Origin of the sequence: Billgrantia gudaonensis (assembly GCF_900100195.1) — a bacterium.
In the GTDB taxonomy this organism is placed as follows: domain Bacteria; phylum Pseudomonadota; class Gammaproteobacteria; order Pseudomonadales; family Halomonadaceae; genus Halomonas; species Halomonas gudaonensis.
The window spans coordinates 131766-145993 of the sequence record NZ_FNES01000011.1 but is presented as its reverse complement, the minus strand read 5'-3'; the positions used below and the strand labels follow the sequence as shown (position 1 = coordinate 145993).

14 protein-coding genes are annotated in these 14228 nt (G+C 67.2%); 5 read left to right on the top strand and 9 right to left on the bottom strand.

All coding sequences use genetic code 11. From position 1 onward, the window contains the following. The 9 genes from BLP96_RS13765 to BLP96_RS13725 all read right to left on the bottom strand — a co-directional run. Window positions 1-237, bottom strand: a 237-nt coding sequence (locus tag BLP96_RS13765) for a site-specific integrase (protein WP_176761530.1), incomplete at its 3' end; no start/stop codon positions are given. Window positions 238-764: 527 nt separating this feature from the next. After that, window positions 765-1397: a protocatechuate 3,4-dioxygenase subunit alpha gene (gene pcaG / locus BLP96_RS13760; RefSeq protein WP_089687089.1), complete on the bottom strand. Its 633-nt coding sequence runs from the start codon at window positions 1395-1397 to the stop codon at window positions 765-767. A 13-nt stretch (window positions 1398-1410) separates the two neighbouring features. Next, the gene (gene pcaH, locus BLP96_RS13755) at window positions 1411-2145 is read right to left on the bottom strand and encodes a protocatechuate 3,4-dioxygenase subunit beta (RefSeq protein ID WP_089687087.1); all 735 of its coding nucleotides are present in this window, start codon (window positions 2143-2145) and stop codon (window positions 1411-1413) included. 101 nt (window positions 2146-2246) lie between these two features. Next, a complete protein-coding gene (gene pcaQ / locus BLP96_RS13750; protein ID WP_089687085.1) occupies window positions 2247-3176 on the bottom strand; it encodes a pca operon transcription factor PcaQ in 930 nt (309 codons plus the stop codon). Between the two features lie 47 nt (window positions 3177-3223). Next, window positions 3224-4408 carry a bifunctional 3-oxoadipate enol-lactonase/4-carboxymuconolactone decarboxylase PcaDC gene (gene pcaDC / locus BLP96_RS13745; protein ID WP_089687083.1) on the bottom strand — a complete coding sequence of 395 codons (1185 nt, stop codon included), beginning with the start codon at window positions 4406-4408 and terminating at the stop codon, window positions 3224-3226. Between the two features lie 10 nt (window positions 4409-4418). Beyond that, entirely contained in the window at window positions 4419-5624 is a 1206-nt protein-coding gene (pcaF, locus tag BLP96_RS13740; protein WP_089687081.1) for a 3-oxoadipyl-CoA thiolase, read from the bottom strand. Between the two features lie 12 nt (window positions 5625-5636). After that, window positions 5637-6410: a CoA-transferase subunit beta gene (locus tag BLP96_RS13735; RefSeq protein ID WP_089687079.1), complete on the bottom strand. Its 774-nt coding sequence runs from the start codon at window positions 6408-6410 to the stop codon at window positions 5637-5639. Further along, window positions 6407-7228: a CoA transferase subunit A gene (locus tag BLP96_RS13730; RefSeq protein WP_089687077.1), complete on the bottom strand. Its 822-nt coding sequence runs from the start codon at window positions 7226-7228 to the stop codon at window positions 6407-6409. The genes BLP96_RS13735 and BLP96_RS13730 overlap by 4 nt, the downstream gene beginning before the upstream one ends. Window positions 7229-7434: 206 nt before the next feature. Next, entirely contained in the window at window positions 7435-8778 is a 1344-nt protein-coding gene (locus BLP96_RS13725; RefSeq protein ID WP_089687076.1) for a class-II fumarase/aspartase family protein, read from the bottom strand. Between the two features lie 126 nt (window positions 8779-8904). Between BLP96_RS13725 and BLP96_RS13720 the strand changes: the two genes are divergently transcribed. The 5 genes from BLP96_RS13720 (at window position 8905) to BLP96_RS13700 (ending at window position 14228) form a co-directional block, all read left to right on the top strand. Continuing rightward, window positions 8905-9696, top strand: a complete 792-nt coding sequence (locus tag BLP96_RS13720) for an IclR family transcriptional regulator domain-containing protein (RefSeq protein ID WP_089687074.1) — start codon at window positions 8905-8907, stop codon at window positions 9694-9696. 63 nt (window positions 9697-9759) lie between these two features. Next, a complete protein-coding gene (locus BLP96_RS13715) occupies window positions 9760-10539 on the top strand; it encodes an IclR family transcriptional regulator (protein WP_089687071.1) in 780 nt (259 codons plus the stop codon). Between the two features lie 76 nt (window positions 10540-10615). Continuing rightward, window positions 10616-11566 (top strand): AEC family transporter, encoded by a 951-nt coding sequence (locus BLP96_RS13710; protein WP_089687070.1) that lies wholly within the window; start codon window positions 10616-10618, stop codon window positions 11564-11566. Between the two features lie 93 nt (window positions 11567-11659). Further along, a complete protein-coding gene (locus BLP96_RS13705) occupies window positions 11660-13408 on the top strand; it encodes an FAD-dependent oxidoreductase (RefSeq protein WP_089687068.1) in 1749 nt (582 codons plus the stop codon). Next, complete coding sequence (locus tag BLP96_RS13700) at window positions 13401-14228, top strand: sugar phosphate isomerase/epimerase family protein (RefSeq protein WP_089687066.1); 828 nt, start codon at window positions 13401-13403, stop codon at window positions 14226-14228. The genes BLP96_RS13705 and BLP96_RS13700 overlap by 8 nt, the downstream gene beginning before the upstream one ends.

Sequence of the window (14228 nt, the reverse complement as noted above, 5' to 3'; positions counted from 1 at the left end):
CTGCAAATAGAGGAACCGCACGCCGTGCAAGTAGACGCGGCAGCTGGCGGCGGACAAGCCGCGCTCCTGGACCAGATGATTGAAGAAGCGTTGCAGATCGTCGCTGCTCAAGGTGTCCGGCGGGCGGTGGAAATAGCGCGCCAGGTCGGTGATCACCGTCAGGTACGTAGTGTGGGTGCGTGGTGCGAAGCCATGCTGCCGCATGGCCTCGATCATCGTCTGTCGTAAGGCAGTCATCGCCATCACTCCTGTTCTCTGACCCACGTGGGTCAAAAAACAGTGTGGTTCGATGACGCAAAAGACAGGATGCGACGACAGCTACCGCGAAGCGGTTTAGTTCAACAGCGTATTAGACAGCCCGCTCGTTTATCCACTTGAACGCGCAGGCGCGTTCAACAATGTTATCTAGCCTGCCCTTCCCTATATAACCCATTGATATTCATAGACATTAAGAATAGCTAGGCAATCTATGCAGAATTCGCGTGCGTGCTGCCTTTGCCACCCTGTACCGGTTTTCACCGTTGGCTGCCGTCCCCTGCCCCTCTGCTGTCGCTGACCGTCACGCAGTCGATCCTTGGGGCTTACCGTTCGCTCTCGACATCCGCTTACAATCGCACACATACGGCCAGCCTAGACGCTCTACCACGCTGGCACCAGCGACCCAAGTCAAACGTCAGCCGAAAAGACGAGAGCCAGCGCATGGCGCTGGCTCTCGTCGTAGCGGCCTCGCCTGGCAAGGTCGCCTTCGCTGTCGCGACGACGGTTCAGAAGTCGAAGAACACCGTCTCGCCTTCGCCCTGGAGCTTGATGTCGAGGCGGTAGCGCACCTTGCCGTCGGCCTCTTCGCGTTTGGCGATGAGGGTCTGGCGGCGGGTCGGCGATTCGATGCGCGAGAGCACCGGGCAGGCAGCGTTGGCCTCGGCTTCGTCCGCGAAGTAGAGGCGGGTCTGCAGGTGGATGTTGATGCCTCGGGCGAAGATCGAGAGATTGACGTGCGGGGCCATCACCCGGCCGTCGGCGCAGGTCACCGGGCCCGGCTTGACGGTCTTCAGCGACCATTCGCTGCCGTGGTCGAAGGTCGTGGCGGTGCGCCCGAAGCTGTTGAATGGCTTGTTCAGGTCGTACTCGGGCTGGTAGACGCCGTTGGCATCGGCCTGCCACGCTTCGAGAAAGGCATCGCGCACCATGTCGCCGTTGCCGTCGATGACGGTGCCGACGATCTCGATGGACTCGCCCTCGGCCTCGGGCTTGGCCATCTCGTTCCAGATCTCTTCGTCGCGGGTCGGGTTGCCCGCGGCGGCCAGGGCCAGGCCGATGTGCACGTAGGGCCCGGCGGTCTGGGAGGCGGTTTCGCGCAGCATCAGTTCGCTGGCGGGAACGCTGTTCGGTTGTTTCATCTCGGTTCCCTCCTCACTGATTCTCGAAATAGGTTTGGAGCTCGCCGCGTACCACCAGGTCGAAGCGGTAGGCCAGGCAGTCCATGGGCTTGCTGCGCGCCATGTCTAGCCGCCCGATCATGGTCTCGACGGCGTCCGGGTCGTTGATGGTGTGGACGATGGGGCACAGCGGAATCAGCGGGTCGCCCTCGAAATACATCTGGGTGATCAGGCGCGTGGAGATCGACGGCCCCATCACCGAGACGTGAATGTGCGAAGGGCGCCAGCTGTTGGGGTCGTTGGGCCAGGGATAGGGGCCCGGTTTGATGGTGCGAAAGCGATACCAGCCCTCTTCGTCGGTGAGGCAGCGCCCCACGCCGCCGAAGTTGGGGTCGAGCGGCGCCAGGTAGTTGTCGTTCTTGTGGCGATAGCGGCCGCCCGCGTTGGCCTGCCACATTTCCACCAGGGTATGCGGCACCGGCTTGCCGAACTGGTCGACCACGCGGCCGAACATGATGATGCGTTCGCCCACCGGCAGCCCCTGGCCCTGGGTCGGGTCTTGGCGAAAGTTGAGCAGCAGGTCGTTGTCGTGGGGGCCCATGCGCAGGCGGCGAAAGTCCGGGCCGGAGCGCTCGGAGATCGTCGGGTTCTGCAGGCTGACCAGCGCCTGACGCGGCGAGCGCGCTACGGTGGTCTTGTAGCCCGGTGCGTAAGCCGGCGGATGCCAGTTTCGGTCGCGCTCGACGAAGCGCTTGTTGTCGTCTTGCATGGCGTGTCGTCTCTGGGGTTGTCGGTTGGGTGCCTTGGCAGTGTGGCGCGGTGTCGCACGGTCGCCAATTGACGTCTCAGCGTCGATGCATAACCGGTGGGTTATATCACCGCGCCCGAGGTGTCGGCGGCCACCTCGCGCAGAATCTCGCAGAAGGCGTCCAGGGCCAGCGAGGGTTCGAGGCTGGCGTTGGTACACAGCCCCACCGAGCCGCCCAGCCGTTCCAGGCTCACGCCAAGCTCGACGAGCCGCTCTTCGTCCAGCGCCGCGCGCACCGCTTCTTCCGGCACCACCCAGATGGCGTCGCTGCCCAGGGTGACGCCCTGGCCGAGCGGCAGCGACAGGGTTTCGAGCAGCGTCTCGGGTAGCGCCAGGGCATGGCGCACGCAGAAGCTGTCGACCTGCTGGCGCAAGGTGGTCTGCGGAGGTGGAAGAATCCAGGGATGAGCGACCAGCGCTTCGGCGGGCAGAGGATCCACCCCGGCCAGCGGATGGCCGGCGCGCACCACCAGCAGCAGCCGCTCGTAGTAGAGGTGTTCGAAGGCAAGGTCGCGGATCTCGCGCGCCTCGGTCATGCGCCCCACCACCAGGTCCAGCTCGCCGCGGCGCAACCGCGAGAGCAGAAAGGCGCTGGGGCCGGAAACCACGTTGATGCCGACGCCCGGCGGGCCATCGGCCTGAAAGCGGCGCACGGCTTCGGGCAGCAGACGGCTCTCCACCGTGGAGAGTGCCCCCACGTTCAACCAGCGAGCCCCCTGGCCGCTGCCGCCCACCGCGCCGATGCCCTCCTCCAGGGCACGCAGCGCCGGGCCGGCATGACGCAGCAAGGTGAGCCCTGCCTGGGTGAGAGCCACGCCCCGCGCGGTGCGCTCGAAGAGTGACGCTTCGAGGATCTCCTCGAGCTCGCGGATCGTCTTGGACATGCCCGGCTGAGTGATCGCCAGCCGGTCGGCGGCGCGGGCGAAGCTGCGCTGGCGGGCCACCTCGAGAAAAGCCTGCAAATGGCGCAGCTTGATGCGGGCGTTGAGCATGCACGGCTCCCTGGAGCGGAGGGGCACAGGCCCCGCCGCCTCACCGGTCACTCGAGGGGCGTACCCCAGCCGAGTTTCTTGGCCAGGGCAAAGGCGTGGTTGGCCGCCGGCACGCCGGCGTAGATGGCTACGTGCAGCAGCACCTGGCGCAGCTCCGCTTCGGTCAGCCCGATGCGTTGGGCGGTCTTCAAGTGCAGCTCGAGCTCCTCGCGACCCAGTGCGGCAAGAATGCCGGTGGTGATCAGGCTACGCTCGCGGCGGGTCAGGTCGTCGTTGCCCCACAGCTCGCCCCACGCCAGGCGGGTGATCATCTGCTGGAAGGGAGCGTCGAGGCTGGTGGCGTTCTCGCTGGCGCGCGCGACGTGTGCCTCGCCGAGTACCTGCTTGCGGGTCTCGAGCCCTTCCGCATAGCTCACGCCCCGCTCGCCTACCTCGCTGCGATCCGCGGTGAGCCACAACCGCAGGCGCTTGGCCATGGCCTCGGGGCTCTCCACCGAGGGCACATGGGCGAAGCCCTGGAGGATCTCCAGCGGGGCGCCGTCGCACTCGGCAGCGAGCGCTTCCAGGGTCTCCGGAGGCGTGGCCACGTCGTCGCTGCCGCCGAGCAGGTGCACCGGCACCCCGTTGCCGCCGAGCTTGCCGCGAAAGTCGCTCTTGCCGAGCATTTCGCACAGCCGCGCGTAGGATTCGGCATCGGTGCGTGCCATCTGGGTGCGCCATCCGCTCTCCAGCGCCGGCTCGGTCTTGAGGCGCTGGGCGGAGAACCAGCGCGGCACGATCTCGCCGGAGATCGCCGCCAGGCCCTCGTCACGCACGCGGCTCGCCCGGGTCGTCCACAGCTCGGGAGTGCCGATCACCGCACCGGTGTTGGTCAGCACCGCCGAGAGCAGCCGCTGCGCATGCTCGGCGAGCAGCTGCTGGCCGACCACACCCCCGATGGAGGTGCCGACGAAGTGGAAGCGCCTGGCGCCGGCATGCTCGGCCAGCGCCAGCGCCTCGGCGGCGAGCGCCGCCGGGGCGATTTCACCGCCTTCCGTCGGCCAGGCCTCGCTGGCGCCATGGCCGGGCAGATCCCAGGTCAGCACGCGGTAGTGCGGCAGCAGCGCCGGCAGCATGTCGTCCCATACCGCCTGGGTCATGCCCAGCGGGTGGGCCAGCAGCACCAGCGGGTTGGCCTCGGCGCCCAGCAGGCGGTAGGCGACGCTGCGGCCGTCGATCGTCAGAAAAGCCATGAAGCCTCCGTCACACGTTTTCGATCAGCGTAGCAATCCCCTGCCCCACGCCCACGCACATGGTGCACAGAGCGTAGCGCTTGCCGCTGTTGTGGAGCTCGAAGGCCGCCGTCGTCAACAGCCGCGCACCGGACATGCCCAGCGGGTGGCCGAGCGCGATGCCGCCGCCGTTGGGATTGACCCGGGGGTCGTCGTCGGCAATGCCCAGTTCGCGCAGGCAGGCCAGCGCCTGTGAGGCGAACGCCTCGTTGAGCTCGATGACGTCGATCTCGTCCAGCGACACGCCCAGCCGGCCGAGCAGCTTGTTCACCGCCGGCACCGGGCCCATGCCCATGGTGCGCGGCTCGACCCCGGCCGTGGCCATGCCGAGGATCCGGGCCATGGGGGCAAGGCCGTGCGCTTCCACCGCTGCCTGGCTGGCCACCAGCATCGCCGCGGCGCCGTCGTTGACGCCCGAGGCGTTGCCGGCGGTAACGCTGCCGCCCTCGCGAAACGGGGTGGGCAGCTTGGCCAGCTTCTCCAGGGTGGTGCCGGGCCGCAGGTGCTCGTCCTGATCGAAGACCAGCGGTTCCTGCTTGCGCCGCGGGATCTCGATGGCGGTGATCTCCTGGGCGAAGCGGCCGGCCTGCTGGGCGCGTTCGGCCTTGTGCTGGGAGCGCAGGGCGAAGGCGTCCTGATCCTCGCGGGAAATCCGATACTGCTCGGCGACGTTCTCGGCGGTCTCCGGCATGGAATCGACGCCGTACTGGCGTTTCATCAAGGGGTTGACGAAACGCCAGCCGATGGTGGTGTCTTCGATGGCCTGGCCGCGGGAGAAGGCGCTCTCCGCCTTGCCCAGCACGTAGGGCGCGCGCGACATCGACTCCACGCCGCCGGCCAGGGCCAGCTCGAACTCGCCGGCCTTGATGGCGCGAAAGGCGGTGCCCACGGCGTCCATCCCCGAGCCGCACAGACGGTTCATGGTGGTGCCCGGCACGGAGGTGGGCAGGCCGGCCAGCAGTGCCGACATGCGCGCCACGTTGCGGTTGTCCTCGCCGGCCTGGTTGGCGCAGCCCATGATCACCTCGTCGATGGCGGCGGGGTCGAGCCCCGGCGCCTCGGCGAGCACGGCCTGGAAGATCGTCGCGGCGAAGTCGTCGGGACGCACCGCCGCCAGGGTGCCGCCGAAGCGGCCCACCGCAGTACGCCGCGGATGACACAGAAATACGTCGCTCATGAGGGCTCCTCGTTATTGACCCGAATGCTTGCGATCGGTCCGCTCCTTGAGTTCGCGCAGGATCTCCAGCTCGTGCGTCGAAGGCTCCGGGGTGCTTTCGAGTTCGTCGGCGAAACGGATCTCCCAGCCGGTCGCCTCGATCACGTCTTCGCGGGTCACGCCGGGGTGCAGCGACACCACGGTGAGCTCCTTGGTCTCGGGGTCGGGCTTGAGCACGCACAGGTCAGTGATCACCCGGGTCGGTCCGCGGCCGATGTTGGGCACGCCGTCGCGCCCCTTGCCGTCGCGGCCGAAGCCCAGGGTGGTGACGAAGTCCACGTCCTTCACGAAAGTACGCTTGGAGTGCTTGAGGGTGATGAAGACCTCGTGGGCGTTGGTGGCGATCTCCGGCGCACCGCCCCCGCCCGGCAGGCGCACCTTGGGGTCATGGTAGTCGCCGATCAGGGTGGTGTTGAGATTGGCGAAGCGGTCGATCTGCGCGGTGCCCAGAAAGCCCACGCTGACGTGACCGCCCTGCAGCCAGTAGCGGAACATCTCCGGCACCGAGACGGTGGTCAGCGCCGATTCGCACAGCTCGCCATCGCCGATGGAGAGCGGCAGCACCTCGGGCTTGGTCTGCAGGGTGCCGGACTCGTAGATCAGCACCACATCGGGGGCGTGGGTCAGGCGCGCCAGGTTGGCCGCTTCGCTGGGCAAGCCGATGCCCACGAAGCAGGTCATGCCGTTCTCCAGAGCCCGGGCGGCGGTGACGGTCATCATCTCCGAGGAGGTGTAGTCGAGGCTCATTGGGTCGCTCCTCCGGCATTGTAGACGTGGTCGTCGAGCCACTGGGTGAAGGCGTCGCGGTCGCGGGCGATGGCGTCCCACTCCTTGTAGAAGCGGTTGTTGCGGTCGTAGTAGCCGTGGGCGTAGGAGGGCAGCGAGCCCCGCTCGGCCACGGCGATGGCGCTGATCGCCCAGCCGGGGATCACGCAGGCGTTGGGCTCGACGGCCAGCTCGTCGACGACCTCTTCGACGGTGACGATGCTGTGCTTGGCGGCCAGCACCGCCTCTTTCTGCACGCCGATGATGCCTTCCACCAGAACGTTACCGGCACGATCGGCCTTCTGGGCATGGACGATGGATACGTCCGGACGGATGGAAGGCACCGCCGCCAGGCGCTCGCCGGTGAAGGGGCACTCGATGAACTTGATCTGGTTGTTGACCTTGGGCAGGTCGCTGCCCACGTAGCCGCGCAGCACGGCCATCGGCAGGCCCGCCGCGCCCGCCTCGAAGGCGCAGGCCATGGCGGCGTGGCTGTGCTCGAGGATCTCGATCCGGCGTGGCCAGCCCTTCTCCACGGCGTCGCGCAGGCGATGCAGCGAACCCACGCCGGGGTTGCCGCCCCACGAGAAGATCACCTTCCTGGCGCAACCGGCACCGATCAGTTGGTCGTAGATCAGATCGGGCGTCATGCGGATCAGGGTCAGGTCGCGCTTGCCCTGGCGGATGACCTCGTGACCCGCCGCGAAGGGGATGAGATGGGTGAAGCCTTCCATGGCCACGGTGGCGCCGTCCTCCACGTAGCGTGCCACCGCGTCATGCAGGCTGAGAATCTCGGCCATAGTGGTTGCCTCTCGCTGATTCGCCAGGAGCCAGCGGCGGCAGGCCGACCGGCTCGCAATTTGTTCGTTTAACGAACATAGGTTTGTGATACGAACAAATTAATCCCCAAAGCGGGAAGCGTCAAACGCCACGGCCCCGAAACGAAAAAGGGGGAAGGCCTGGCCTTCCCCCTTGAATTTCGCCGACTCCCTTTTCCATCAGTGCATTACGTTTCTTCCAGCCAGGCGATGGCACGCTGGACCTGCCGCTGGCTGCTACCAAGGTATAAAGCGGGGTCCGTGGTCTGAGCCAAGGTCTCGGGCGCGAGCCGGCCCGCCACTTCGGGATGGGCGCCCAGCACCTCCGCGTAGGGGCGACCCGACTCGCGCGCCGCCTCGGCGGCCTCGGCACTGATGCGCTTGGCGGCGTCCTGGCCCAGCACCGGTGCCAGCAGCTTCGAGGCCGGTTCGGCCATGATGCCGCCGCCGGTGGCCGCCAGGTTGCGCGCCATGGCTTGCGGGTGCACCTCGAGCCCTTCGAGCAGCACCGCGGTTTGCTCAAGCGCCCCCTCCACCAGCAGGGCGGCGTCGATGAGCGGCGCCCACTCGGCGTGCCACTCGCCCAGGCCGCGCTCCAGCGGCTGGGCCGCGGCATTGAGGATCACCGTGGCGTGACCGTGCACCTGGCGGGCGGCGCCCCGGATCAGCGCACAGCGCACCGGGTTGCGCTTGTGCGGCATGGAGGAGGATTCGCCCATCCCTTCGCCGGCCGGCTCCGCCACCTCGCCGATCTCGGTCTGGGTGAGCAGGGCGACATCCAGCGCCAGCTTCTCGGCGGCCCCGGACACGGCATCCAGGGCAGTGGCCAGCGCATGGATCGGCTGGCGGTCGGTATGCCAGGGCAGCACCGGCACGGCGAGCCCCAGCCGCTCGGCCAGGGCATCCATGCAAGCGAGGCCCAGGTCGTCCCAGCCCGGCCCGTCTAAACCGGAGTGCACGCCCACGGCCCCGCCGAACTGCACCGGCAGCTCGACAGCGGCCAGTCGACGGCGCGCCTGTTCGAGCCCCAGCGCCCAGTGGGCGACCTTGACGCCGAAGGCGAGGGGCAGCGCCTGCTGCATCAGGGTGCGCCCTACCATGGGCGTGGCGGCGTGCTGTCGCATCAGCGGAATCGCCGCCGTCCGGCAGCGCACGAGCAGGGCATCGATCGCCGCGAGCCGCGGCTGGAGCAGCAGCATCAACGCCGTGTCGAGCACGTCCTGGCTCGTGGCCCCCTGGTGCCAGTAACGCTTGAGATCCTCCGGCAAAGCAGCACGACCCTGCTTGACGAAGGGAATCGCCGCATTGCCGCCACTGGCGACACCGGCGGCGATGGCCTCGACATCGAAGGGGTGAGAGGCCAGAACGTCGCGCATTCTCTGGCCGGCCCCTTCGGGTACGGCACCACGGGCTTCCTGGACCTCGGCCAGAGCCAGCTCGAAGGTCAGCATGGCCTCCACCAAGGCTTGGGCCTGGCATTCGGTCAAGGCTCGGAGGCTCATGAAGGGGTGCTGAAGCAGCGCGGCAGGCATGACGAAGACTCCCATGGGTGGACGAGGCGAAGGATCCCAACTTATAGTTGCACAAATGTTCGCATTTCGAACAATAGGCTAGACCGTCGCCCTCATCACGGGCAACTCGATAAAGGACCGCAGAGGATGGAAACAGTAGAGCAGGATGAGATGCTGACGCCGGACGACCGGGACTTCGTCACGGCGCTGGCCAGCGGCCTCGAGGTGGTCCTGGCCTTCGACGAGGCACACCCGCGCATGACCCTCAGCGAAGTGGCCGGGCGCACCGGCATGAACCGGGCACGCGCACGCCGCTTCCTCCTCACCCTGCACGCGCTGGGCTACGTGCGCAAGCAGGGCCGCACTTTCGAACTGGCCCCCAAGGTGCTGCAGCTCGGCTACGCATTCCTCTCGGCCAACAACTACCGCAGCGTGATTCAGCAGGTGCTCGAGGAGATCACCGCCGAGTGTGGGGAATCCTCCTCGCTGGGCGTGCTCGACGGCGATTCGGTGATCTACGTCGCCCGTTCCGCCTCGCGCCACCGTCTGATGGCCATCACCCTATCGGTGGGTACCCGCCTGCCCGCAGCGCACACCTCCATGGGCCGGGTGCTGCTCGCCCAGCTCGACGACAGCGAGCTCGACGCTTTCCTCGAGCGGGTCACTCTCGAGCGCTATACGGACAAGACCCTCACCGACAAGGCGGAACTCAGAGAGTGCATCCGCCAGGTGCGCCAGCAGGGCTACGCCATCGCCGACCAGGAGCTCGATTCGGGGCTGCGCTCCATCGCCGTGCCGGCCTTCGACGCCCACGGCAAGCTGCTCGGCGCCATCAACATCAGCACCAACGCCGCCCGGGTCGACTACGACACCCTGATGCGCGACTACCTGCCGCTGCTTCAGGCCAAGGCGCAAGAGATTCGGCGGCATGTGAGCTGACAGCGTGCATTTTCCGAAACACGATTCTAGAATTGCAATTTTCACAGCTAAGGGACAGCCGTCATGGCCGGAAGCCTGATCGAACGCACTCTGGGCGTGCTCGAAGCGCTCTCGGAAGACGCCGAGGGCCTGCCGCTTTTGGTCATCGCCGACCGTCTGGGGATTCCCAAGAGTGCGGCCCACCGCATCTGTAGCGAGCTGATCCGTCTCGGCCACGTACGCCAGAATCCACGCACCCAGCATTACCAGCTGACCACGCGTTTGGTGGCACTGGGTTTTCGCTACCTGGCGAGCACAGGAGCGAGCGATGTCATCCAGCCAATCCTCGACCGTCTGGCCGAGACCAGCGGCGAGCTGGTACGTCTCTCGGTAATCGAAGGAAACCGCCTGACCTGGATTGCCAAGGCACAGGGGGCTCGTAGCGGCTTACGCTACGATCCGGACATGGGCAAGGAAGCTCCGCTGTTCTGCACTGCCAGCGGCCATGCCTGGCTCGCCGGCCTCGACGATGTCGCAGCACTCGCCCTGGTGCAGACCCAAGGTCTGGAGACCGACCACCCGCTCGGCCCTCAGGCGCCACGCAACGAGGACGAACTGCTCGATCACTTGCGGCATACCCGAACGCGCGGCTACGCCTGGGTTAGCGACAGCATGGGGCCCGGCACCGCCGCCATGTCGGCCCTGATCCGCCACCCGGTCGATGGCCACCCCATCGGCGTGCTGAGCATCGCCGGCCCCAGCGTAAGGCTCGACGCCGAACGCGTTCCCGCCCTGGCATCGCCGCTGCTGACGGCGGCGGAAGAGCTCGCCCAGTCCAGCACGGCGTCTCGTCTCTTCTCCTGAAGCCAGATGACGCTACCGCACCCCGAACCCCGATGAGGGACCGACACGTCCCCATATTTCCGGCAAGGAGGCTGCCGTGCTCGAGATACTCGCCATCACGGCTCCCATCTTCCTGCTCATCGGCGTGGGCTACCTGGCCATCGCCGGGCGCATCATCAGTCGCGAGCAGGTGCGGGGCGTCGGCACCTTCGTCATGTACTGCGCCCTGCCGGCACTGGTGATCCGCGCCCTGACCCAGAACCCGCTGGAAGAGGTCTTCGACACCCAGTACCTGCTCGCCTACGGCCTGGGGTCGCTGGCGATATTCGTCCTCGGCCTGGCGGTAACCCTGGTCTGGCAGCGCCTCCCGCTGAGCAACGGCGCCATCCAGGCACTGGGCATGGCCGCCTCCAACAGCGGCTTCATCGGCTATCCAGTGGCCGCCATGGTGCTGGGCTCTCCGGCTGCGGTGTTCCTGGCCCTCAACATGGTGATCGAGAACCTGCTGATCATCCCCCTTGCGCTGATCCTCGCCGAGATGGGCCACCAGCGCGGTGCGAGCCTCACCGCGACGCTGCGCCAGACCGCCCGCCGCCTGGGTCGCAACCCCGTCCTCATCGGCCTGTTGTTCGGCGTGCTGGTCGCGGTGTCGGGGATCAGCCTGCCGGGGCCGCTGGCCCGGACCATCGACATGCTCGCCGATGCCGCCGGCCCGGCCTCGCTTTTCGTGATCGGCGCTTCGCTGTTCCGCCTGCAGGTTCGCGGACTGCTCGGCGATGTCGCACAGATCGTCACCGGCAAGTTGATTCTCCACCCCCTGGCGATTCTCGGCGCCTTTCTGCTCATGCCGGAACCGGACCCCGCGTTGATCACCGGTGCCATGCTCTTCGCCTGCGCACCGATGATCAGCGTCTATCCGCTGTTCGGGCAGCGCTACGCCATGGGCGGCGTGGGCGCCGCCGCGCTGATGGTCGCCACACTACTCTCCTTCGTGACTCTGAGCGTGGCCATCGGGTTGCTGCATCTCGTCGGCTTGCTGCCGGCTTGAGCCAGGGTATCGTCGTGCCGCGCACCGGCCGAGAATTGGAAAATGGAACTCAGTTCTATATCATGCAAGAACATCGTTCCCTGAGAGAGAGCCATGGCCGAGACGCGGCACGACTACGATCTGGTGGTGGTGGGCTCCGGCGCTGCCGGCCTCTCCGCCGCCGTCACCGCCGCCCACCATGGCCTGTCGGTGGTGGTGGTGGAGAAAGAACCGGTACTGGGCGGCGCCACCGCCTGGTCCGGCGGCTGGATGTGGGCACCGCTCAACCCCCTGGCCCACAACGCCGGCATCCGCGAGGACGCAGATACGGTGCGCACCTACCTTCGCCACGAGCTGGGCGAGCGATACGAGCCGCGCAAGATCGATGCTTTCCTCGCCGGTGCACCGTCGATGGTCGCGTTCTTCCATAACGAGACCGCTCTGCAGTTCGCCGACGGCAACGCCATCGCCGATATCCACGGCGACATACCAGGTGCCGGCAGCGGCGGACGCTCGGTGATCGCCGCGCCCTTCGACGGTCGCAAGCTCGACAGGAAGACGCTGAAGAAGCTGCGCAAGACCATGCCGGAAACCGCCTTTCTGGGCATGCCCATCCAGGCCGGCCCGGACCTCATGGCCTTCCTGACCGTCACCCGTTCGTTCAAGTCCTTCGTCCATGTGGCGAAACGCTTCAGCCGACACCTGTTTGACCTGGCGATCTACGGCCGCACCATGCAACTGGTCAACGGGGTTTCGCTGACCGGCCGACTGGCGCAATCGACCGATGACCTGGGCGTCGACACCTGGGTATCGTCGCCCGCCAGACGTTTGATCTTGGATGGCAAGCGCGTCAGCGGCGTGGTGGTGGACACCCCCGAGGGCGAGGTGACCCTGAGCGCGAGGCACGGCGTAGTACTCGCCGCCGGCGGCTTTCCTTGGCACGTGGCGCGGCGCCGCGCGCTATTCCCGCGCACGCCCACTGGCGAGGAGCACTGGCCGCTGCCGCCTCCCGCAGCATGCGGCGACGGCCTGCGCCTCGGCGAAGCCGCCGGTGGCGTGGTGGATACCAACCTCTACTCGCCGGTGGCCTGGGCACCGGTGTCAGTGGTCCCTTACAAGGACGGCCATGTCGGCCACTTCCCGCACATCATCGACCGCGGTAAGCCCGGCCTGATCGGCGTGCTGAGAAACGGCAAGCGCTTCGTCAACGAGGCCCACGGCTACTACGACTACGTGGACGCCATGATCAAGGCGGTGCCGGAAGGCGAGGAGGTGTGCTCCTGGCTGATCTGCACCCACCGCTTCCAGCGCCGTTACGGCCTCGGCATCACGCGCCCGGCACCGGTGCCCTTCAAGCACTGGATCAAGAAGGGCTACCTGAAGACCGGGCGCACGCTTCGGGAACTGGCCGAGGCCTGCGGCATCGACCCGGCTGGGCTCGATGCTACCGTGACTGAGTACAACCGCCACGCCGTACAGGGAGAGGACCCCGAATTCGGCCGCGGCTCCACCCTCTACAATCGCAAGCAGGGCGACCCGGCGCACGCCCCTAACCCCTGCGTGGCGCCACTCGACCCGGGCCCCTTCTATGCCGTGAAGGTCGTACCCGGCTGTTTCGGCACCTTCGCTGGCCTGAAGACCAACGAACACGCCCAGGTGCTCGACGCAGACGGGAAGCCGATCGCCGGCCTCTACGCCGCGGGTACCGACATGGCCAGCATCATGGGCGGCTACTACCCGGCCGGCGGCATCAACCTCGGTCCCGCCATGACCTTCGGCTACCTCGCCGGACTGCATGCCGCCGGCCGGCAGCTATCCTGTCACCCGTTCGATGCGCCAAGCGAGCCAGCCGACCATGAGTGAACGCCGTTTCTCCCTCGCCGCTCTGACCGTGCTCGAGCTCTCGCCGCCCGAAATGGTGGAAACCGCGGCGCGCGCCGGCTACGACGCTGTCGGCCTGCGCCCGATTCCAGCCACCGACGGCGAACCCAGCTTCCCGCTGATGACCGACACGGGCCTGGTGCGCGAGACCGGCCGGCGCCTTCGCGACACCGGCCTCACGGTGCTCGACATCGAGATCCTGCGGCTTAAGCCCGAGCCCCGGGTGCGGGCGGACTTCACCGCCGTCATGGAAGTGGGTGCCGAACTCGGCGCCAGCGAAGTACTGGTGGCGGGCAACGACGACGACCTGACCCGCACCATCGACAATTTCGCCGCCCTGTGCGAGCTGGCCCGTCCTTATGGTCTTCACCCTCACCTGGAGTTCATGCCCTGGACCGGGGTGAAGAACCTCGACGAGGCGCACCGCATTGTCGCTGCGGTGCGCGATGCCGGCCACGACAATGCCTGCCTGCTCATCGACGCCTTCCACTTCGACCGTTCCCGTAGCCGTCTCGAGACATTGGCCGAGCTGCCTGTCGACTGGCTACGTTACGTGCAGCTGTGCGACGTGCCAGGACCGATCCCCGAGTGCATGGACGAGATCCTGCGCGAGGCGCGCAGTGAGCGATGTTTCCCGGGCGACGGTCAGGCCGACCTGCGCGGTTTTCTGGGCATCATTCCCCCCGGTGCTCCGCTGAGCCTGGAGATCCCCACCGATGCCCTGCGCCAGCGGGGATTCAGCGCTTTCCAGCGCGCCACCCTGGCGCTGGAAAAGGCGCGCCAGGTGGCGGCGGCGGACTAA